This is a genomic window from Pseudomonas sp. S150 (assembly GCF_004526365.1).
Taxonomy (GTDB): domain Bacteria; phylum Pseudomonadota; class Gammaproteobacteria; order Pseudomonadales; family Pseudomonadaceae; genus Aquipseudomonas; species Aquipseudomonas putida_A.
In genome coordinates this window covers 4041958-4061728 of record NZ_CP038207.1, presented here as the reverse complement: position 1 = coordinate 4061728, position 19771 = coordinate 4041958, and the positions used below count along the sequence as shown (strand labels likewise).

Genomic DNA, 19771 nt, shown 5'->3' with positions numbered 1-19771 from the left:
AACCCGATTCATGAAAATCCCAAAACCCCGCTGGATCACCAGAGCAACCTCCATAGCGCTCTGCCTGCTGTTCTGGCAACTCGCCGCCAGCCACCACTGGAACCTCGGCCTGGTCACCTTCGCCAACGTGCCAACCCCGTTGGCGGTGATCGAAGCGGCGTTGGGTCTGGGCGATTCCGGCAAGCTGCTGCAGCACCTGAGCGCGAGCCTCGGCCGCGTGTTCGCTGGCTATCTCGCGGCATTGATCATCGGCATTGCCCTGGGCCTGGCCATCGGCCGCTCGAAATGGGCCGAAGACCTGCTGCTGCCACCGCTGGAAGTACTGCGGCCGATTCCGGCGGTGGCGTGGATTCCGTTGGCGATCCTGATGTTCCCGTCGTCGGAGCTGTCGATGGTGTTCATCACCTTCACCGGTGCGCTCTTCCCGATCCTGCTCAACACAGTGCACGGGGTGGAGGGTGTCGACCCACGGCTGATCGCTTCGGCAAAAAGCCTTGGGGCAGGGCGCCGGGCGATTTTGCTTGAAGTGATTCTGCCGGGTGCTGCGCCGAGCATCATCACCGGCCTCGCCATCGGCATGGGCACCTCGTGGTTCTGTCTGGTAACCGCCGAGATGATCTCCGGACAGTTCGGCATCGGCTACTACACCTGGGAGTCCTACACCATTCAGAACTACGCCGACATTGTCGTTGGCATGCTGCTGATCGGTGTGCTGGGCATGGGCAGCAGTCTGCTGATCAAGCGCCTGGGCGGGCTGTTCACGCCCTGGCATCGACCACGAGGAAAAGCCTGATGAGCGCAATGCAAACCCCGGAAGGGCGAATCGATATTCGCCAGTTGTCGATCGTTCTCGGTGAGGGGCAGCAAGCCTTCGAAGCCGTGCAGGGGCTGGATTGCCAGATCGAACCGGGCCAGTTCGTGTGCATTCTCGGCCCGTCCGGTTGCGGCAAATCGACCTTGCTCGGCGCACTCGCCGGACACTTGAACGCCCATACCGGCAGCCTCAAAGTCGATGGCGGCGAGGTGTTCGGGCCGTCGCCGCAACGCGGCATGGTGTTCCAGCATCACACGCTGTTTCCGTGGCGCACGGTGCGCGACAACGTCGCTTTCGGCCTGAAGATGCGCGGCATCGGCAAAACCGAGCGCCAGCGTGAGGCCGACGAAATGCTCAAACTGGTCGGCCTCGACGGCTTCGCCGAGCGCTGGCCCGATCAGCTCTCCGGCGGCATGCAGCAACGGGTGGAAATCGCCCGGGTGCTGGTCAACCGTCCACGGCTGCTGCTGATGGACGAGCCGTTCGGCGCGCTGGATGCCTTGACTCGCTTGAACATGCAAGAACTGCTGCTGGACATCTGGACACGGATTCGCACCACCGTGGTGTTCGTCACCCACGACATCGACGAGGCGCTGTTCCTCGCTGATCGCTTGCTGGTGATGAGCGCGCGTCCGGGGCGAATCATCGAAGACCTGCGCCTGGATTTCCCACGCCCGCGCACTTCTGAACTGGTCACCAGCACCGAATTCTCCCGCCTCAAGCGCCATTGTCTCGACCTGCTGCGCCACGACAACTCCCGCCCGCTGCCGCGCCTCAACCCGCTCGGCCTGCCTCCCGAAAACCCCTTGCCGCGATTTGCCCTATGACCTCATTTTTTGCTGTGACCGATAACGACGACATCCTCGCCCTGCAACCGCGTCTGACCGCTGACGATGCCGGTGTGCGACGCATTGCCCTGATTGATTTGGCGGATCTGGAAGAACCGGACGGCCTGCTGTGGCTGGTCGAAAGACTGAGCGAAGATCCGGCCGAAGAAGTCCGCGCCGAAGCTGCGCGGCTGCTGGAAGCGTGGGAAGACGAACCGGTAGTGGCTGCGCTGTGCCAGGCACTGACCGATCCATCTGCGGCAGTGCAGGCAGCCGCCGCGCAAAGTCTGAGCCTGCTCAAAACTGAAGCGGCCGGCCGGGTGATTCTGCCGTGGACCGATCATGCTGAAGTCAGCGTGCGAATCGCCGCGTTCCGTGCCTTGCGCGAATTGCGTTTCGCCGAGGCCGCACCGGCTGCTATCACTGCGTTGAGCGATGCCGACGCCAACGTGCGCCGCGAAGCCGTCGGTGTGCTCGGCTGGCTCAAGCAGCTCGACGCACTGCCGGCTCTGGCGCGCCTGGCCAGCGCCGACCCGGACACCGAAGTGCGCCGCGCCGCCACCGGCGCCCTCGGTCTGGCGTCCGGCGCCGACGTGCTGCCAGCCTTGCGTAAAGCGCTGCAGGACGCTGCCTGGCAAGTGCGCGAAGAAGCGGCCACGACGCTGGGCAAGGTCGGCCACAGCGACGCTGGTCCGGCGTTGATCGCAGCCCTCGGCGATGACTACTGGCAAGTGCGCCTGCGTGCTACCCGCAGCCTCGGTCGCTTGCGTTTTGTACCGGCGCTGGACGCTCTGATCGAGACCCTCGGCCATCGCATCAGCAACCTGCGCAAGGAAGCCGCGCTGGCCCTCGGTGAGTTGCATGATCGCGGCGCGGTGGCGGCGTTGCAGGCGGCGCAGGATGACGGCGACCCGGAAGTGCGCAAAGCGGTGCGGATTGCCTTGAGTCAGTTGCAATGAACCCGCTGTCAGTCGGCAATTCGCAGAGCCAGCGGACGCTGCGCCTGAGCTGGCCGGACGGCCGCGAATCGCTGTTCAATCACGCCGAACTGCGCCGCCAGTGCCCGTGCTCGCAGTGCCGCGCGTTTCGCCTGAAAGGTGTGACTCCGCTGGTGGATGAGCGTGTTCGCCTGATCGAAATCAACCCGCAGGGCTACGGCGTGCAACTGGTGTTCAGCGACGGCCATCAACGCGGGATCTACCCGTGGGACTATTTGGCCCAGCTGAGTGCTTGATATGCCGCAGCCTCCTTGTAGGAGTGAGCCTGCTCGCGATAACGGTGTATCAGCCGACATCATTGTTGAATGACACACCGCTATCGCGAGCAGGCTCACTCCTACAAGGGAATTTGCGCGATATGCGAGCTATTGCGCAGCCGTCATGGCTGGCCGGCACCCGCGAAACACATCCAGCCCCGGCTGATACAGCGCGGTCTTCACCTCGAACAAGCCCAGCACCGAATGAAACAGGTTGTCATGGCTCAGGTCCGGCTGCCCGGTCTTGCTTTGCAGGCAATCGCGATCAATCCCCAGTTGCGCCAGCGTGTTGTTGCCAAACCACATCACCATCGGCACATGGGTCTGCGCTTCTGGCGCCAACGCATAGGGCGCGGCGTGCAGGTACAGGCCGTTTTCACCCAGCGATTCGCCGTGGTCGGAGACGTACAGCATCGAGGTGTCCAGCGTGTCCTGATTACGCTTGAGCAACTCGATGACCTTGGCGAGGAAGTGGTCGGTGTAGAGGATCGTGTTGTCGTACACGTTCACCAGTTCATCGCGGCTGCAACTGCCCAACTGGTTGGTGTGGCAGATCGGCTTGAAGCGTTCCAAAGCTTGCGGATAACGCTCGTAGTATTCCGGGCCATGGCTGCCGTCGGCGTGCAACACGATGATCGCGTGGCCCTTGAGGCTGTCGATGTAGCTTTGCAGGTCGGCCAGCAGCGCTTCGTCGAGGCAGTTGTTGCCGTCGCAGAACGGCCCCGGCTGGTTCTTCGCGATGTCGCGGTGCGGCACGCGCAGGCAGGTGCCCTTGCAGTCGCTGTTGTTGTCCAGCCACAGCACCTGCACGCCGGCGCGTTGCAGGATATCCAGCAGGCCTTCGTAGGTTTTGCCTTTCTTGTCGCTGTAGTCCTCACGCGGGAACATCGAGAACATGCACGGCACCGACACCGCCGTGGACGTGCCGCAGGAGTGCACCTGGGTGAAGTTGAGGATGTCCAGTTTGCTCAGCTCGGGATTGGTCTCGCGCGCATAGCCGTTGAGCGAGAAATGATCGGCGCGGGCGGTTTCGCCGACCACAAACACCATCAGCGACTTCTTCTCGCGGCTGGTCGCTTTGGCGCTCATCACCGCGTCTTCACCGATAGCCTGCACCACAAAGTGCTTTTTGATGCCCAGGCGCTGCTTGGTGTATTTGCTGATGGCGTAGATGTAGTTGGTCGGGTTGATGAAATGGGTGAGCTTGTCTTCTTCACGGAAGATCGGCGCGTAGGTCGAATAGAACGCGCCCACCGAGGCACCGATCACCAGCACGCAAGCGGCAATCACCAGCAGCTTGTTGAGCAGGCCGCGAAAGAACGGCCGATAACGCACCGGCCAGCGCCAGATCAACGCCGCCGGCAGCACGCCGAGCAGCAACACGTAAGCCAGCAGCTTGCCGTTGAACAGCGCAGCGGCTTCGCCCGGGTTGGTTTCGAAGACGTTCTGGATCATCACCGTGTCGATGGTGATCCCGTATTCGTTCATGAAATACGCAGCGCAGGCCGAGAGCAGGGCCACCACAGTCAGCGCCGGTTTCAGCGTCCAGCAAAACGAAACGAGGGTCAGCAGCAGGGTGATCGCCGCCCACAGGAACAGCCCGAACGAAGCGAAAAACGCCAGTTTGTGTGCACCTTGCAGAGTGATCAGCGTACCCAGCGCCTTCCAGGTCGCCAGGTTGTACAGCGCCACCAGTGCCAGGGAAAACAACAACACCAGGCGGGTGGAAGTGATGGACGGTAAACGCAGTCCTTTGCCCAAAGCCATTACAGACATTCCTCTAGCAGAATAGAAAACACGCGCGGTAACGCGCGTAACTGTAGAAGAACATTGGTAAAAAATTTGTAAACATCTCGTAACAAACAATCAGGTCAACGCAAAACCCTGTAGGAGTGAGCCTGCTCGCGATAGCGGTGGGTCGGCCGACATCGTTGTTGAATGCCACACCGCCATCGCGAGCAGGCTCACTCCTACAATGGGTACTTTGGTGGGTCAGAAGGATTTGCTCAGGCTCGCCACCACCGTTGCGGTGCACACATCCTTGAATCCCCAGTTGCTCAGGCACTGGCTCTGCGACAGATCGGTATCGATATAGCTCAGGCCCAACACCACCCCGGCCAGGTTGTGCGTCAGCTTGACCTCCCATTCACGGTAACTGTCCTCGCCATGCCCGGACGTCGAGTACAGGTGCGGGTCCTTGAAATCCATGTTGCCGTAACGCAGCTTCAGCCCGGAATCGAACGGCAGCCCGGTTTCATAACCGACATAGGTGTAGAGCGAGCTCTGCTTGCTGTCGATTCCCGGCGCATCGCTGGAGTAATACGCCGCCAGCTTCACCCCGTAGACACCGAGAATCCCGTAGACCTCGCTCTGGTTGAACTGGCTTTCCTTGGGATAGGCGTACTTGAGGTAACCCAGATCGAGGCTGACATCCTCGGTGGCCTGCCACAGCCAGCCGGCGTAGTAATCGACTTCCTGCCGGGCTTTCAGGCCACCGCCGAAATCGACGTTGGAGCTCCAGGCACCCGCGTACAAACCGCTGCTGTGGGCCAGGGTCAGACCGGCTTGCAAGGCAGGGTCATTTTGGGTTTGCGAGATGCCGCGGGTGCGGTAGTCGCTGGCCAGGGTCAGGTCGACCAGCAAGGCGAAATCGTCGTTCAGGGGGATCGCGTGGCTGCTCAAGGGCAGCAAACTGGAAAAACCGAGGGCGAACAGGGGCAAGGCTTTCATGTGAAGTCCCGGTGTTGTGATTGTTATGGGGGCTGGAAAAAGCAGTGGAAATGCTTGGGTAGGGTGAAAGTCCCTGTGGGAGCGGGCTTGCTCGCGAAGACGGTGGGTCAGGTATCGAAATGTTTGCTGACCGGACGCCTTCGGGAGCAAGCCCCCTCCCACAAAAGCGAGGGGGGCCTGTTGTTATGGGGTGGCGGTGTAGACCTGGCGGCCAGCGAACCAGGTTTGCAGCACCTGGGTGTCATGCAGCGCCTTGTTGTCGACGCTGAACACGTCGCGATCGACCACGATGAAGTCCGCCTGCTTGCCCGGCGTCAGCGAGCCAATCTGCTTCTCCAGGCCAATCGTGCGCGCCGCGTTGAGGGTGTAGGCGTAGAACATGCTTTCGCGATCCAGACGCTCGTCGGCATTCAGCACGCCCAGCGGGCCGACGCGGGTGATGGCCTGGGCCATGGCGTTGAACGGGTTGGGCGACGACACCGGCCAGTCGCTGGCACCGGCAATCGTCGCGCCCTGTTTCAGCAGCGAGTGCGCCGGGTATTGATAGCGAAAGGCGAGGGCGCTGACGTAGGGCTTGATCATGTCGGTGGTGTAGTCATCGGCACTGGCCCACAGCAATTGCATCGAGGCGATCACGTTCAGCGGCTTGAAGCGGGCGAACTCTTTCGGGTTGACCATCTGCAGGTGCGTGATCGAGTGAGTGATGCCGCTCTGCCGATCCTTGCGCGCGCGCTCGATACCGTTCAGCGATTCACGCACCGCGCGGTCGCCGATGGCATGGATGTGCACCAGCCAGCCGCGCTGGTCGATGGCGCTGACCAGTTCACCGAAATGCTCTGGATCGATCAGCAGCTCGCCCTGTTTGTGCGAATTGCTGTATGGGTCGATCATCGCCGCGCTCTGCGCCGGGTACTCGATCACGCCGTCGGCGAAGATCTTGACCCCGGGCAGGGTCAGGTTGGGGATGCCCTGAAACTGCTGGCGCACCTTATCCAGCGTGTCGAGGTCGGCGGGCAGGCTTTTCGGGTTGGCCACCAGCAGCGCGGCGACGTGCACGCTCATGCCGCCGCTTTCCGACAGCGCTTTGTAGGCCGGCAGCACGCCGACGGTTTTCTCAGTGGGTTTGAGGGCGAAGACCGGTTCGCCCGGTGCGGCGTTGGCGGCGGGGTCCATCCACGCGGTGATGCCGAGGCTGTTGTTGAAACGCACCGCGGATTTGGCCGCGGTGAGCATATCGGCCGGGCTCGGCACCGGCATTTTCGCGGCCACCCGGTCCCAACCGGCATCGACCAGAAAACCGTTGGGCTCGCCGCTGGCCAGTGCGCCGATCGTGTCTTGTTCCGCAGCGGGCAGGGTCTTGAGCAACGCCGCGTCGATGCCGGCGCGCTTGAGCATCACGTTGTTGGCCCACGCGGTGTGGTGATCGCTGCCGGTGAACACCACCGGCACGTCAGCCCATTCGCCGTGGTTGAAGGTCTTGCCCAGCGCTTCGGCCTGCGCCCAGTACGCTGAGCTCATGCCGGCAATGCTCAGCACATCGCCATGCCTGGCCTTGCCGTCGTCACGCCAGGCGCGCAGGCGTTTTTCCAGTTCGGCGAGGGCGACGACTTCGTCTTCCATGTTGGCCGAGACCATTTCCAGACCGCCGAAAATCGCGTGGGAATGGCTGTCGATCAAGCCTGGCATCAGCGTCTTGCCGCCGAGGTCGATCACCTGCGTGCCGGGTTCGATCAGCGCCTTGATCTGCGCATCGCTGCCGACTTTCAGCACCTTGCCGTTTTCCACGGCCAGCGCCTGCACCTTCGGTTGTGAACGGTCGGCGGTGAAAATCTTGCCGTTGACCAGCACCAGATCGGTGGCGGCCATGGCTTCCATCGAGGCAAAACTTATCGCGCTCACCAGCAGACTCGGGATGAATCTTTTCATTGAAGATTTCCTTGTTATTGCGTCTGATGGCCAGATTAGTGGCTGACACTGGCCGACAGAACGCCTCCCTCACGAAAAACGTTTTTGCCTGAATGGAAAAAGCATGGACAAGCTGGGTGCACTGAAAATGTTCGTGGTCACCGCGCAACTCGGCAGTTTCAGCCGCGCGGCGGAGCAGTTGGGCAAGACCCCATCGGCCCTGACTAAAGCGGTCAATCATCTGGAGTCGGAACTTGGCGCGCGGCTGTTCGAACGCAGCACGCGGCGGATTCTGCTCACCGAAATCGGCCGGGTTTATCTGGAAACCGCGCGGCTGGTGTTGCAACGGCTGGAGGAGGCCAGCGAGGAAATCGAGCAGTTGCAGCACGGTCTGCGTGGCAGCCTGAAAATCACCGCACCGCTGGCGTACGGGCGGGCGTTTCTCGATCAGGTGTGTGACGGCTTTTTGCAGCAATACCCGCAGATCAGCCTGCAAGTGGATCTGTGCGACGCGTTCGTCAATCTGCTGGAAAGCGGCTATGACCTGGCCTTGCGCGAGGGCCATGACGACTTGCCGGGGCTGATCGCCCGGGTGGTCGGCAGCAATCGCCTGGCGTTGTGCGGCAGCCCGGACTATTTGGCGCGCAAGGGTTTGCCGGTGAATCCGCAAACCCTTGAGCAGCATGAATGGCTGCTGTATCAGCACCCGTTGCTCAGTCGCGAGTTCTGGTGGGCCGAGCGCGATGGCCAGCGGCTGAGCCTGCCACAGCCGACGGCGCCGCGCTTGCGCAGCGACAATTACGACCTGTTGCTGGCCAGTGCTTTGGCCGGACGCGGCTTGCTGCACACACCGCTGTGGAGCGCCGCACCGTACATTGCCGACGGGCGTCTGGTGCGGGTCATGGCTGACTATGAAATCGACCCGGACAGCTTCGGCCCGCACATTCTCGCGGTGTACCCGAGCCATCGACGGGCCACGGCTAAAGTGGTGGCGTTCATCGATTACATCTCGGCATTTCTGGCCGAGCGCGGATTGAACTGACTGGCGGTCATTGCCAGCAAAAAGGCGAAAGAGTACAAATGTACTCCATGACCAATCTCACTCCCCGCCGTACCGCCATCCTGACCTTTATCCGCGAACGCATCGCCGAACACGGTCAGCCCCCAAGCCTCGCTGAAATCAGCGAGGCTTTTGGTTTTGCCTCGCGCAGCGTGGCGCGCAAGCACGTGCTGGCGCTCACCGAAGCCGGGTTTATCGAGGTCAACCCGCATCAGGCCCGGGGCATTCGCCTGCTCGGGCAACCCGCGCGGCCGGAGCTGCTGGACATTCCGGTGCTCGGCCGGGTGGCTGCCGGTGCACCGATCGGCGCCGATGCCGACATCCATAACCGCTTGATGCTTGATCCCGCGCTGTTCTCCCGTGCGCCCGACTACATGTTGCGGGTGCAGGGCGACTCGATGATCGAGGACGGCATTCTCGACGGTGATCTGGTGGGAGTGAAGCGTAATCCCGAGGCGCTCAACGGCCAGATCGTGGTGGCGCGACTCGATGGTGAGGTGACGATCAAACGCTTCGAGCGTGTCGGCGCTACGGTGCGCCTGCTGCCGCGCAACCCGGCGTACCAGCCGATTGTCGTGCGCGATGATCAGGACCTGGCCATCGAAGGGGTGTTCTGCGGTCTGGTGAGGCAAGGCTGATGGGCGCCGTCGTTGCACTCGATACGCTGTTCAATGGCGGCCAGGTCTGGAAGGGCCGGCCTGCGCCACCGGCGGCCAGCCCGCAACCCACCGGGCATGCCGCGCTGGATGCAGCACTGCCCAGCGGTGGCTGGCCGGAAGCGGCGCTGAGCGAAATCCTCCTGGCCGGCCCCGGGGTTGGCGAGTTGCAACTGGTGTGGCCGACGCTGGCGCGGATGTCGGCGGCGGGCGAGCGCATCGTGCTGGTGGCGCCACCGTTCGTGCCGTACCCGCAGGCGTGGGCGAACGCCGGGGTCGATCTGCGCCAGTTGTCGGTGATTCAGGCCAGCGAACGCGATGCCTTGTGGGCGGCGGAACAATGCCTGCGTTCCGGCAGTTGCGGCGCGGTGCTGTGCTGGCCGTACAAGGCCGATGACCGTGCGTTGCGGCGTTTGCAGGTAGCGGCAGAAACCGGCCAGACCCTGGCGTTTGCCTGGCGCCCGCTGAGCGAGGCGATCAACCCGTCGCCGGCCGCGTTGCGTATTGCCATCGACGCAAGACCGGCCCAGTTGCGCGTGCTCAAGTGCCGTGGCGGACTGGCGCGCACGGCGCCGATTGCGTTTGCCGTGGGGCACTGAGGTCGTCATGCGCTGGGTGTGTATTCTGTTCCCGCAATTGGCCCTCGACGCCGTGCTGCGTCAGCGTGCCGATCCTGCTGAGCCGTTGGTGCTGCTCAGTGGCCCGGCCCAGCGCCGGGTGCTGCAAGCGGTGAATGCAGCGGCGCGCCAGCTCGGCTTGCGCGCCGGCCAGTCGATGACCGCCGCGCAGGCCCTAAGCAAAGGCTTTGCCACCGCCGATTACGACCTCGCCGAGGTCGAGCACTGGCAGCAGTTTCTCGCCGCGTGGGCCTATCGTTTCAGCGCGCAGGTCAGCGTGCATTATCCGCGTACCGTGGTGTTCGAGATCGAGTCGAGCCTGGGCCTGTTCGGCTCCTGGGCGCAGTTCGAAGCGCGGCTGCGCAAGGAACTGACTGAGCTGGGTTTCCGCCATCGCATCGTCGCCGCACCGAATCCGGTGGCGGCGCGGGTGCTGGCCAACGCCTACGACGGTCTGGTGGTACCTGACGGTGAGGCCCTGCAGCATCACCTCGGAAAGTTGCCCGTCGACCGTGTCGGGCTGGAGCCGCAGGTCGCCACCGCGCTGACGCGCATGGGTCTGCGCAATCTGAACCAGTTGCAGAGCCTGCCGCGTCAGGCCCTGGCCCGGCGCTTCGAAGCGTCGATGCTCAAGCATCTCGACACGTTGTTCGGCGCACGGCCGCTGGCCTTGGCGTTCTATCTGCCGCCGGATCGTTTCGATGTGCGCATCGAACTCAATTTCGACGTGCAATCCCATCAGGCGCTGCTGTTTCCGTTACGCCGCTTGACCGCTGACCTGTCGGCGTTCCTCTGCGGACGTGACAGCGGCGTGCAGCGTTTCGACCTGCATCTGGAGCACGCCGGGCTGCCGGACACGCTGATCAAGGTCGGCCTGCTCAGCGCCGAGCGCGATCCGGCGATGCTCTTTGAACTGGCCCGTGGGCGACTGGAACAAGTCCAGGTCGAGGCCCCGGTGCGCGGCTTTCGCCTGCGCGCCGAAGACCTGCCGAGTTTCGTGCCGCAGTTTCAGGAACTGTTCGATGATCGTCCGCAACAGACCTTGCCCTGGGAGCAATTGCGCGAACGTCTGCGTGCACGGCTCGGCGATGACGCGGTGCAGGGCCTGCGCTTTCAGGCCGACCACCGCCCCGAATGTGCCTGGCAGCACGGCGTCGACAAGCAGCGTTGCAGCGGTTTGCCGAGCGTGCAGCGCCCGGGCTGGTTGCTCGGCGAACCGCAGAGTGTGCCGGAAGGTTCGGCGCGGATTCTCATGGGCCCGGAGCGCATCGAGTCCGGCTGGTGGGACGGTGATGATGTGCGCCGCGATTACTACCTGATCCAGAACCGCGCCGGTCAGCAGGGCTGGGCCTATCGAGCCGTGGGCGAGGGCGGGCCGTTGTGGCTGCAAGGCTGGTTTGCATGAACCACGGTTATGCCGAACTGCATTGCCTGTCGAATTTCAGTTTCCAGCGCGGTGCCTCCAGTGCCCTTGAGCTGTTTCAGCGGGCGAAAAAACATGGTTATCAGGCGCTGGCGATCACCGACGAGTGCACCCTGGCCGGGATCGTCCGCGCCTGGCAAGCGGCGAAATCAGTGGAGCTGCCGCTGATCATCGGCAGCGAAATCCGCATCGATAACGGTCCGAAACTGCTGCTGTGTTGGTGGAGAACCTGGCGGGCTATCAGGCCTTGTGCGGTTTGATCACTCAGGCCCGGCGGCGTACGCAGAAGGGCCAGTACCAGGTGCTGCGCGAGGATTTCAGCCAGCCGTTGCCGGGATTGTTCACCGTGTGGGTGCCGGACAGCGTTAATGATGTCGAGGAGGGCCGCTGGCTGAAGCAGACTTTCGGCGAGCGCCTGTATCTGGCGGTGCAGTTGCATCGCGGGCAAGACGATCAGCGGCGTCTGGCGGCACTGCTGAGTCTGGCCGAGCAACTGCAGATCGCCGCCGTGGCCAGCGGCGACGTGCACATGCACGCCCGTGGGCGGCGCGCCCTGCAGGACACCATGACCGCGATCCGCCATCACGTCCCGGTGGCCGAGGCCGGGTTGCGCCTGCACCCCAACGGCGAGCGCCATCTGCGCAGCCTCGACGTGTTGCGCGAGCTTTATCCGCCGGCGTTGCTCGACGCCTCGGTGCAACTGGCGCGGCGCTGCACTTTCGAGCTGAGCGAGTTGCGCTATCAGTATCCGAAAGAGCTGGTGCCAGAGGGGCACACCGGCAGTTCCTGGTTGCGGCACTTGACCGAAAAAGGGATTGCCTGGCGCTGGCCAAAAGGGCCGCAGGCCAAAGTGCTCAAGCAAATCGACGATGAGCTGAAACTGATCGCCGAGCTCGGCTACGAAAGCTACTTCCTCACCGTGCACGACGTGGTGCGTTTTGCCCGCGATCAGCAGATCCTCTGTCAAGGCCGCGGTTCGGCGGCTAACTCGGCGGTGTGTTTTGCCTTGGGTATCACCGAGATCGACCCGGACCGCACCACGCTGCTGTTCGAGCGTTTCATGTCGAAAGAGCGCAACGAGCCGCCGGACATCGACGTCGATTTCGAGCACGAACGTCGCGAAGAAGTCCTGCAATACGTGTTTCGCCGTTATGGCCGGCGGCGTGCGGCGTTGACGGCGGTGGTCAGCACTTACCACGCTGCCGGTGCGGTGCGCGACGTAGCCAAGGCCCTTGGGCTGCCGCCGGATCAGATCAATGCACTGGCCGATTGCTGCGGCCACTGGAGCGATGAAACACCGCCGCTGGCGCGCTTGCTCGAAGGCGGTTTCGACCCCGACAGCCCGGTGCTGCGTCGGGTGCTGAGCCTGACCGGGCAACTGATCGGCTTCCCCCGGCACTTGTCGCAGCATCCTGGCGGCTTCGTGATTTCCGAGCAGCCGCTGGATACGCTGGTGCCGGTGGAAAATGCTGCCATGGCCGAGCGCACGATCATTCAATGGGACAAGGACGACCTCGATGCGGTCGGGCTGCTCAAGGTCGACATCCTCGCCCTCGGCATGCTCAGTGCCATCCGCCGTTGCTTCGATCTGCTGCGTCGTCATCGCCATCTCGATCTGAGCCTGGCGACGATTCCTGCTGAAGACAAACCGACCTACGAGATGATCAGCCGCGCCGACACCATCGGTGTATTTCAGATCGAATCGCGGGCGCAGATGTCGATGTTGCCGCGCCTGAAACCGGCGAAGTTCTACGATCTGGTGATCGAAGTGGCGATCGTCCGCCCGGGGCCGATTCAGGGCGGGATGGTTCATCCGTACCTGCGCCGACGCAACAAGGAAGAGCCGACAACCTATCCCTCGCCGGAACTGGAAGTGGTGCTCAAACGCACCCTCGGCGTGCCGCTGTTTCAGGAACAGGTGATGCAGATCGCCATCGTCGCCGCCGACTACAGCCCCGGCGAGGCCGATCAGTTGCGTCGCTCGATGGCCGCGTGGAAACGCCATGGCGGCCTGGAGCCGCACAAGGAACGCCTCGCCGCCGGCATGAAGAAAAACGGCTACACCGAGGAATTCGCCGCGCAGATCTTCGAGCAGATCAAGGGTTTCGGCAGCTATGGTTTTCCCGAGTCCCACGCCGCCAGTTTTGCCTTGCTGACTTACGCCAGTTGCTGGCTCAAGTGTCACGAACCGGCGGCGTTCGCCTGCGCGTTGATCAACAGTTGGCCGATGGGCTTCTACAGCCCGGATCAGATCCTTCAGGACGCCCGTCGGCATCAGTTGCAGATCCGTCCGGTGGACGTGCGCGCCAGCGACTGGGATTGCAGCCTGGAACCGATCAGCGGCGCGCAGCCGGCGATCCGCATGGGCCTGCGGATGATCAAGGGTTTTCGCGAGGACGACGCCCGGCGCATCGAAGCGGCGCGGGCGCGGGGGGCGTTTGCCGATGTCGCCGATCTGGGCGAACGGGCCGCGCTCGACAGTCGCGCCCAAGCGTTGCTCGCCGATTCGGGGGCGTTGCGCGGGATGGCCGGGCATCGGCACCGCGCGCGCTGGGAAGTGGCCGGGGTGCAGAAACAGCTGGGCCTGTTTGCCGGCTTGCCGAGCCAGGAAGAAGCCGATGTGCTGCTGCCCAAACCGAGTGTCGGTGAGGACCTGCAGGCCGATTACGCGACTATCGGCACCACGCTGGGGCCGCATCCGCTGGCGCTGCTGCGTGGTGAACTGAAGGCGCGGCGTTGTCGCAGCTCTCAGGAGTTGCTGGACGTCGAGCACGGGCGGCCGGTGAGCATCGCCGGGCTGGTCACCGGGCGGCAGCGACCGAGCACTGCCAGCGGCGTGACTTTCGTCACCCTCGAAGACGAGTTCGGCAACGTCAACGTGGTGGTCTGGCGCGATCTGGCTGAGCGTCAGCGTCAGGTGCTGGTCGGTTCGCAATTGCTCAAGGTCGATGGCCGCTGGGAGCGGGAGGGCGAAGTTCGACACCTGATCGCCGGGCGGCTGAGCGACCTGAGTCCGCTGCTCGACGGCATCCGCGTGCAGAGCCGCGACTTCCACTAAACCCCAGAACACCACAAATCCCCCCTGTGGGAGCGGGCTTGCTCGCGAAGACGGTGTGTCAGTTGGCAAATAAGTGGCTGACACACCGTCTTCGCGAGCAAGCCCGCTCCCACAGGGGGATTTGTGTGTGTCCAAACAAGCCAATTGATTGGCGTCAAAAATCTCTGTCACCAATGGTGGCACTTTGTCATAATGCCGCCCCTTTTCCGCTCCCCACCGCGTAGCCGTGCCGGGACACACCGTTTTTTTTCAGAAGGAATGCACAGTGAGAATGATCTCCCGGATGTTGGTCTCAGGCGTTGCGATTGCCGTGCTCGGCACTATCGCCGGCTCCCTTGCCGGCTGCGCCACCGAAAGCTCCCGCGCACTGCCGGTGGCCAAGGTCGAGAGCGCCACGCAAGTCTGGACCGGTGCTCGCGTGCCGATGGCGGTGGGCAAGTTCGATAACCGCTCCAGCTACATGCGCGGGATCTTCTCCGACGGCGTCGACCGTCTCGGCGGCCAGGCCAAGACCATCCTGATCACTCACTTGCAGCAGACCAACCGCTTCTCGGTACTGGATCGCGACAACATGGGCGAGATCCAGCAGGAAGCGGCGATCAAGGGCCAGGCCCAGCGCCTCAAGGGTGCCGATTACGTGGTCACCGGTGACGTCACCGAGTTCGGCCGCAAGGAAACCGGCGACCACCAGCTGTTCGGTATTCTCGGCCGTGGCAAGACCCAGGTCGCCTACGCCAAGGTCAACCTGAACATCGTCAACATCAGCACCTCCGAAGTGGTGTATTCGACTCAGGGCGCTGGTGAATACGCCTTGTCCAACCGCGAAATCATCGGCTTCGGCGGCACCGCTGCGTACGACTCCACCCTCAACGGCAAAGTCCTCGATCTGGCCATGCGCGAGGCGATCAATCGTCTGGTTGATGGCATGAACGCCGGCGCCTGGAAACCGGGTAACTGATCGACACCCATTGCAAGGAGCAACACCCATGAATCTGACTTTGTCGCGGTCGCTGCTGGCCCTGACGCTGGCCGCCAGCGCCTTGCTGGCCGGTTGCAGCAGCCCGAAAACCCTGTACCAGTGGGAAGACTACCAACCGCAGGTCTATGAATACTTCAAAGGCGAAGAGCCGAAAGAAGCCCAGGCCGAAGTGCTGGAGCGCGACCTGCAGAAGATCCGCTCCACCGGCAAGGCGGTGCCGCCGGGCTACCACGCGCACCTGGGCCTGCTGTACCTGAGCATGGGCAAGGACGATCAGATGGTGCAGCAGTTCCGCACCGAGAAAGCGCTGTTCCCCGAGTCCGGCCCATACATGGATTTTCTGCTTAAAAACGCCAAGACCGGAGACGCCCAATGATCTCGCGCACCCTGAAACTGCTGGCCGCCGGTTTGGCCCTGACCGTGCTCGGTGGCTGCGTCGCGCCGAAAACCGTGGATTACTCGGCGTACAAACAGGCACGGCCGAAGACCATTCTGGTGCTGCCGCCGCTGAACACCTCGCCGGACGTCAAGGCTTCCTACAGCTTGCTGTCGCAGGTGACGTTCCCATTGGCCGAAGCCGGTTACTACGTGCTGCCGATCACCCTGGTGGACGAAACCTTCCGCCAGAACGGCCTGACCACCCCGGATGACATTCATCAGGCGCCGGCCAACAAGCTCAAGGAAATCTTCGGCGCCGACGCTGCGCTGTACATCACCGTGACCGAGTACGGTACGCGCTACATGGTGATCAGCAGCGAAACCGCGGTAACCGCCACCGCCAAGCTGGTCGATCTGAAATCCGGCACCACGCTGTGGACCGGTTCGGCACGGGCGTCGAGCGAAGAGGGCGGCAACAACAGTGGTGGCGGCCTGGTCGGCATGCTGATCACTGCCGCGGTGAAGCAGGTGATCAACAGTTCGACCGACGCCGGATACCCGATTGCCGGGGTGGCGAGCAATCGCCTGTTGTCGGCCGGTCAGCGCGCAGGCCTGTTGTACGGCCCGCGTTCGCCGAAATACGGTACGGACTAAAAATTACCGGCACGCCTGAAATCCTCTGTGGGAGCGGGCTTGCTCGCGAAGACGGTGTGTCAGTTGGCAAATAAGTGGCTGACACACCGCTTTCGCGAGCAAGCCCGCTCCCACAAGGGAAAGGCGTTTCGCAGCCGATTTATTTGGCGTCCGCCAAAACCGCTCGCCACCGCCCGCTGCTTCCGTCCACGTTTGCAATGAGCGGGTCGGCAAATCGAAGTCATCCCGCCCTAATCGTATCCAGACCCTGCATCAGGAGGCCGAAGGCGATATCCTGCGCCACACTTATCTGCGCAAACGGCGAATAACGCTGCAACACCGTGTTTGCCCGAGGCTAAAGGAGTGTTCGAATGACCGAGAAGAAACTGGAAACCACGGTCGACCGCGTCTACCAAGGGGTTTACCAGGCGATCAGCAAGCGTTCGCTGCGTCCGGGGATGAAGCTGGGCGAAGCGTCCCTGGCTGAACTGTTCAATGTCAGCCGCACGTCGGTACGCGCCGCGCTCAAGCAACTGGAAGCCGAGGGGCTGGTCACCACCGAGCCGAATAAAGGTGCATCGGTGTCGCTGCCGAGCAACGAAGAGATCCGCTCGCTGTTCGAAACCCGGCGGCTGATCGAAATCGGCATGGTCACCGAACTCTGTCGGCGCAAGGACACCGCCGCCATGCAGGTCTTGCGCGAGCACCTGCTACTGGAGGACGCAGCCCACGCGGCAGGCGATCACGAGCAACTGATTTACCTGCTCGGCGAGTTCCACCTCAAACTGGCGCGCAGCCTCAACAACCCGGTGCTGCTCGACTGGTTCCAGAAGCTGATTTCCCGCGCCTCGCTGTATGTCGCTGCACTGGATGACGACAGCCATGAAGCCTGCCGTGACAACGAACATCTGCGCCTGATCGAATACATCGAGGCGGGCGATCAGAGCGCCGCCATCGAACTGACCTGCACGCATTTGAACGGCATCGAGAAGGCGATTCTCGACGTCGCGGCGAAGATGAAAACTGGCTACCATCCGCTCAAGCACCTGATCGGGGTCTGATCCGGGCCTGGTCTGAAATCGGCTATACCTCTAATGAAACCATTACGGCCGATGAGGCTCGAAACAGACGGGCGTCGCGGCGTTCTGCCGTCGCGATGTATCGGGCAAACACCACAGGACACCGAGTCAATCGATGCAGTTTTTATCCGATAGCCACGGTTGTGACGGCTGGAAAGGCGAGATGGCCGAACGCATTTGCGCGTTCGACTGGCGCCTCACCGAACTCGGCCCGCTCGACACCTGGCCTGCCAGCTTGTGCAGCACCGTGCAATTGATGCTGGCCTCGCCCTTGCCGATGGTCATGCTCTGGGGCCACGCCGGCTACATGATCTACAACGACGCTTACTCGCAGTTTGCCGGTGGCCGCCACCCCTATCTGTTGGGGGTGCCGGTGGAGCTGGGCTGGCCGGAAGTCGCCGAGTTCAACCGGCATGTGGTCGACACCTGTCTGGCGGGCGGCACCTTGTCCTACCGCAACAAGGAGCTGGTGCTGTTGCGCGATGGCGTGCCCGAAGATGTCTGGATGGATCTGTATTACAGCCCGGTGGCCAACGATGACGGCGTGCCTTCAGGAGTGATGGCGATGGTGGTCGAGACCACCGAGTTGGTGCGCTCCGAGCGCCTGCGTCAGGCGGCAGAAGACGCTTATCGGGCCGACAACGAACGGGTGCGTCTGGCGCTGAATGCCGGCGCCTTGCTCGGCTCGTTCGTCTGGGACGTGAAGAACAATGTGCTGTCGGCCGACGAGCGTTTCGCCCGGACCTTTTGCTATCCGCCGGATCAGGACTTGAGCAACCTGCCGCAATCCGTCAATGAGTCGCGGATCCACCCGGACGACCTGGCGTGGGTGCATGATCGGGTCAGTCATTCGCTGCAGACCGGTGAGCCGTACAACGCTGAATACCGCGTGCGGCGCGCGGACGGCAGCTACCTGTGGGTGCTCGCCAGTGGCGCCTGCGAGTTCGACGAACACGGTGCGCCGTTTCGTTTTCCCGGGGTGTTGATCGACATCCATGAACGCAAGATTGCCGAAGAATCCCTGCTCAAATTCACGCGCAACCTGGAGCAGCGGGTGGCTAACGAAGTGGATGCCCGGCTGGCGGCGGAAGAGCAATTGCGCCAGTCGCAGAAGCTTGAAGCCATCGGCGGACTGACCGGCGGCGTGGCCCACGACTTCAACAACCTGCTGCAGGTAATTGCCGGCAACCTGCATTTGCTGGCGCGGCATGAGCCGGACAATGCCAACGTGCAACGCCGGGTCAGCGCCTCGCTGGCAGCGGTCGAGCGCGGCGCCAAGCTGTCGTCGCAACTGCTCGCTTTTGCCCGGCGCCAGCCGTTGTCACCGGCGGTGTGCGATCCGCGGCAGATCTTCGACGGCGTCGGAGAATTGCTGCAGCGTGCGTTGGGCGAAACCATTCAGATCGACGTGCAATTGCCGCAGGACCCGTGGCATATCAACGTCGACCGCAATCAACTGGAAAACGCCATTCTCAATCTGGCGATCAACGCCCGGGACGCGATGAAAGGCGAGGGCACGATTGGTCTCAGTGCCATTAATACTCGGCTGGACAGCACTTTTTGCGCGGGCAAAGGCATCGTTGCCGGCGATTTCGTGCGGGTGATGGTCAGCGATACCGGCGTCGGCATTGCACCGCAAATGCTCGAGCAGGTGTTCGAGCCATTCTTCACCACCAAGGCCGATGGTCAGGGCACCGGGCTCGGTTTGAGCATGGTGTTCGGCTTCGTCAAACAGAGTGGCGGCCACGTCGAGATCGAAAGCACCGTGGGCGAAGGCACGCGGGTGCAACTGTACTTTCCGCGCAGCCTGCGTCCGGTCCTCGATGAGACGCCGAGCGTCGACCTGCAACAGGGCGGAGGCCACGAAACCATTCTGGTGGTTGAAGACAACGACGCGGTGCGCGCCTCGGCAGTGGAGTTGCTGCGCGAGGAAGGCTACCGCGTACTGACTGCGAGCAATGGCGACGTGGCAATGCAGTTGCTGCTGGACGGCGCGCAAGTGGATCTGATTTTCACCGACGTGGTGATGCCGGGGCTGATCAAAAGCTCTGATCTGGCGGCGTGGGCCAAGGTGCAGACACCACCGGTGGCGGTGCTGTTCACCTCCGGCCACACCCGCGACATCATTTCACGCAACCACCAGTTGAGCCCGGACACGCACTTGCTCGGCAAACCGTATGGCCCGGAGGCGTTGTTGCAGATGATTCGCTCGGTGCTGAGTGCCTAACTGGCGAATTCCCGATTCCCTGTGGCGAGGGGATTCATCCCCGATGGAGTGCGCAGCACTCCCCAGCATTTTTCCAGCTATATGGAATTTGCAGTGACTGCGCCGGCTGCGCCGCCGATCGGGGATAAAT

Annotated in this window: 16 protein-coding genes and 2 pseudogenes; 14 read left to right on the top strand and 4 right to left on the bottom strand. The window is 62.8% G+C overall.

Annotated elements, in window-relative coordinates:
* Positions 1–10 precede the first annotated feature (10 nt).
* The 4 genes from E3Z29_RS18530 to E3Z29_RS18515 are packed head-to-tail and all read left to right on the top strand — an operon-like array spanning position 11 to position 2875.
* Positions 11–793: an ABC transporter permease gene (locus E3Z29_RS18530; RefSeq protein WP_134786556.1), complete on the top strand. Its 783-nt coding sequence runs from the start codon at positions 11–13 to the stop codon at positions 791–793.
* Positions 793–1641 carry an ABC transporter ATP-binding protein gene (locus E3Z29_RS18525; RefSeq protein ID WP_134786555.1) on the top strand — a complete coding sequence of 283 codons (849 nt, stop codon included), beginning with the start codon at positions 793–795 and terminating at the stop codon, positions 1639–1641. The genes E3Z29_RS18530 and E3Z29_RS18525 overlap by 1 nt, the downstream gene beginning before the upstream one ends.
* Entirely contained in the window at positions 1638–2600 is a 963-nt protein-coding gene (locus E3Z29_RS18520) for a HEAT repeat domain-containing protein (protein ID WP_134786554.1), read from the top strand. Before E3Z29_RS18525 ends, E3Z29_RS18520 begins: the two co-directional genes overlap by 4 nt.
* Positions 2597–2875 (top strand): DUF971 domain-containing protein, encoded by a 279-nt coding sequence (locus tag E3Z29_RS18515; RefSeq protein WP_098964226.1) that lies wholly within the window; start codon positions 2597–2599, stop codon positions 2873–2875. Before E3Z29_RS18520 ends, E3Z29_RS18515 begins: the two co-directional genes overlap by 4 nt.
* A 129-nt stretch (positions 2876–3004) precedes the next feature.
* Here E3Z29_RS18515 and E3Z29_RS18510 read toward each other — a convergent pair whose 3' ends face one another.
* The 3 genes from E3Z29_RS18510 to E3Z29_RS18495 all read right to left on the bottom strand — a co-directional run bounded on the left by E3Z29_RS18510 (position 3005) and on the right by E3Z29_RS18495 (position 7552).
* The gene (locus E3Z29_RS18510) at positions 3005–4663 is read right to left on the bottom strand and encodes a phosphoethanolamine transferase (protein ID WP_134786553.1); all 1659 of its coding nucleotides are present in this window, start codon (positions 4661–4663) and stop codon (positions 3005–3007) included.
* A gap of 225 nt (positions 4664–4888) precedes the next feature.
* Positions 4889–5626: a TorF family putative porin gene (locus tag E3Z29_RS18500; RefSeq protein WP_134786552.1), complete on the bottom strand. Its 738-nt coding sequence runs from the start codon at positions 5624–5626 to the stop codon at positions 4889–4891.
* 183 nt (positions 5627–5809) lie between these two features.
* A complete protein-coding gene (locus E3Z29_RS18495) occupies positions 5810–7552 on the bottom strand; it encodes an amidohydrolase (RefSeq protein ID WP_134786551.1) in 1743 nt (580 codons plus the stop codon).
* Positions 7553–7655: 103 nt separating this feature from the next.
* On the opposite strand from E3Z29_RS18495, the gene E3Z29_RS18490 reads away from it, so the two are divergent.
* The 8 genes and pseudogenes from E3Z29_RS18490 to E3Z29_RS18455 all read left to right on the top strand — a co-directional run bounded on the left by E3Z29_RS18490 (position 7656) and on the right by E3Z29_RS18455 (position 16356).
* Positions 7656–8573 carry a LysR family transcriptional regulator gene (locus E3Z29_RS18490; RefSeq protein ID WP_098964222.1) on the top strand — a complete coding sequence of 306 codons (918 nt, stop codon included), beginning with the start codon at positions 7656–7658 and terminating at the stop codon, positions 8571–8573.
* A 38-nt stretch (positions 8574–8611) separates the two neighbouring features.
* Positions 8612–9229: a transcriptional repressor LexA gene (gene lexA, locus E3Z29_RS18485; protein WP_134786550.1), complete on the top strand. Its 618-nt coding sequence runs from the start codon at positions 8612–8614 to the stop codon at positions 9227–9229.
* A complete protein-coding gene (imuA, locus tag E3Z29_RS18480; protein WP_098964220.1) occupies positions 9229–9846 on the top strand; it encodes a translesion DNA synthesis-associated protein ImuA in 618 nt (205 codons plus the stop codon). Before lexA ends, imuA begins: the two co-directional genes overlap by 1 nt.
* Positions 9847–9853: 7 nt before the next feature.
* On the top strand, positions 9854–11269 hold the full coding sequence (locus E3Z29_RS18475; protein WP_134786549.1) for a DNA polymerase Y family protein: 1416 nt from the start codon (positions 9854–9856) through the stop codon (positions 11267–11269).
* A pseudogene (locus tag E3Z29_RS18470) lies at positions 11266–14345 on the top strand (error-prone DNA polymerase). Before E3Z29_RS18475 ends, E3Z29_RS18470 begins: the two are co-directional and overlap by 4 nt.
* Positions 14346–14616: 271 nt before the next feature.
* Positions 14617–15303: a CsgG/HfaB family protein gene (locus E3Z29_RS18465; protein ID WP_167734216.1), complete on the top strand. Its 687-nt coding sequence runs from the start codon at positions 14617–14619 to the stop codon at positions 15301–15303.
* Positions 15304–15331: 28 nt separating this feature from the next.
* Positions 15332–15700, top strand: coding sequence for a DUF4810 domain-containing protein (locus E3Z29_RS18460; RefSeq protein WP_007969675.1), 369 nt, complete (start codon positions 15332–15334; stop codon positions 15698–15700).
* Positions 15697–16356 carry a DUF799 domain-containing protein gene (locus E3Z29_RS18455; RefSeq protein WP_134786548.1) on the top strand — a complete coding sequence of 220 codons (660 nt, stop codon included), beginning with the start codon at positions 15697–15699 and terminating at the stop codon, positions 16354–16356. The genes E3Z29_RS18460 and E3Z29_RS18455 overlap by 4 nt, the downstream gene beginning before the upstream one ends.
* Positions 16357–16509: 153 nt before the next feature.
* Here the strand turns inward: E3Z29_RS18455 and E3Z29_RS29690 are convergent.
* Positions 16510–16584: pseudogene (locus E3Z29_RS29690) on the bottom strand (flavin reductase family protein); the annotation flags it as partial.
* Positions 16585–16706: 122 nt separating this feature from the next.
* Between E3Z29_RS29690 and E3Z29_RS18445 the strand changes: the two are divergent.
* Together E3Z29_RS18445 and E3Z29_RS18440 are read left to right on the top strand one after the other, a co-directional pair.
* The gene (locus tag E3Z29_RS18445; RefSeq protein WP_027613675.1) at positions 16707–17396 is read left to right on the top strand and encodes a GntR family transcriptional regulator; all 690 of its coding nucleotides are present in this window, start codon (positions 16707–16709) and stop codon (positions 17394–17396) included.
* Positions 17397–17529: 133 nt separating this feature from the next.
* Positions 17530–19641 (top strand): PAS domain-containing sensor histidine kinase, encoded by a 2112-nt coding sequence (locus E3Z29_RS18440; RefSeq protein WP_134786547.1) that lies wholly within the window; start codon positions 17530–17532, stop codon positions 19639–19641.
* Positions 19642–19771: the final 130 nt, after the last annotated feature.

Coding starts and splice junctions, on each gene's coding strand:
- E3Z29_RS18510 (WP_134786553.1), bottom strand. CDS start 4,663: ATGGCTTTGGGCAAAGGACTGCGTTTACCGTCCATCACTTCCACCCGC.
- E3Z29_RS18490 (WP_098964222.1), top strand. CDS start 7,656: ATGGACAAGCTGGGTGCACTGAAAATGTTCGTGGTCACCGCGCAACTC.
- E3Z29_RS18445 (WP_027613675.1), top strand. CDS start 16,707: ATGACCGAGAAGAAACTGGAAACCACGGTCGACCGCGTCTACCAAGGG.
- E3Z29_RS18495 (WP_134786551.1), bottom strand. CDS start 7,552: ATGAAAAGATTCATCCCGAGTCTGCTGGTGAGCGCGATAAGTTTTGCC.
- E3Z29_RS18440 (WP_134786547.1), top strand. CDS start 17,530: ATGCAGTTTTTATCCGATAGCCACGGTTGTGACGGCTGGAAAGGCGAG.
- lexA (WP_134786550.1), top strand. CDS start 8,612: ATGTACTCCATGACCAATCTCACTCCCCGCCGTACCGCCATCCTGACC.
- E3Z29_RS18500 (WP_134786552.1), bottom strand. CDS start 5,626: ATGAAAGCCTTGCCCCTGTTCGCCCTCGGTTTTTCCAGTTTGCTGCCC.
- E3Z29_RS18525 (WP_134786555.1), top strand. CDS start 793: ATGAGCGCAATGCAAACCCCGGAAGGGCGAATCGATATTCGCCAGTTG.
- E3Z29_RS18460 (WP_007969675.1), top strand. CDS start 15,332: ATGAATCTGACTTTGTCGCGGTCGCTGCTGGCCCTGACGCTGGCCGCC.
- E3Z29_RS18515 (WP_098964226.1), top strand. CDS start 2,597: ATGAACCCGCTGTCAGTCGGCAATTCGCAGAGCCAGCGGACGCTGCGC.
- E3Z29_RS18455 (WP_134786548.1), top strand. CDS start 15,697: ATGATCTCGCGCACCCTGAAACTGCTGGCCGCCGGTTTGGCCCTGACC.
- E3Z29_RS18520 (WP_134786554.1), top strand. CDS start 1,638: ATGACCTCATTTTTTGCTGTGACCGATAACGACGACATCCTCGCCCTG.
- E3Z29_RS18530 (WP_134786556.1), top strand. CDS start 11: ATGAAAATCCCAAAACCCCGCTGGATCACCAGAGCAACCTCCATAGCG.
- E3Z29_RS18475 (WP_134786549.1), top strand. CDS start 9,854: ATGCGCTGGGTGTGTATTCTGTTCCCGCAATTGGCCCTCGACGCCGTG.
- E3Z29_RS18465 (WP_167734216.1), top strand. CDS start 14,617: ATGATCTCCCGGATGTTGGTCTCAGGCGTTGCGATTGCCGTGCTCGGC.
- imuA (WP_098964220.1), top strand. CDS start 9,229: ATGGGCGCCGTCGTTGCACTCGATACGCTGTTCAATGGCGGCCAGGTC.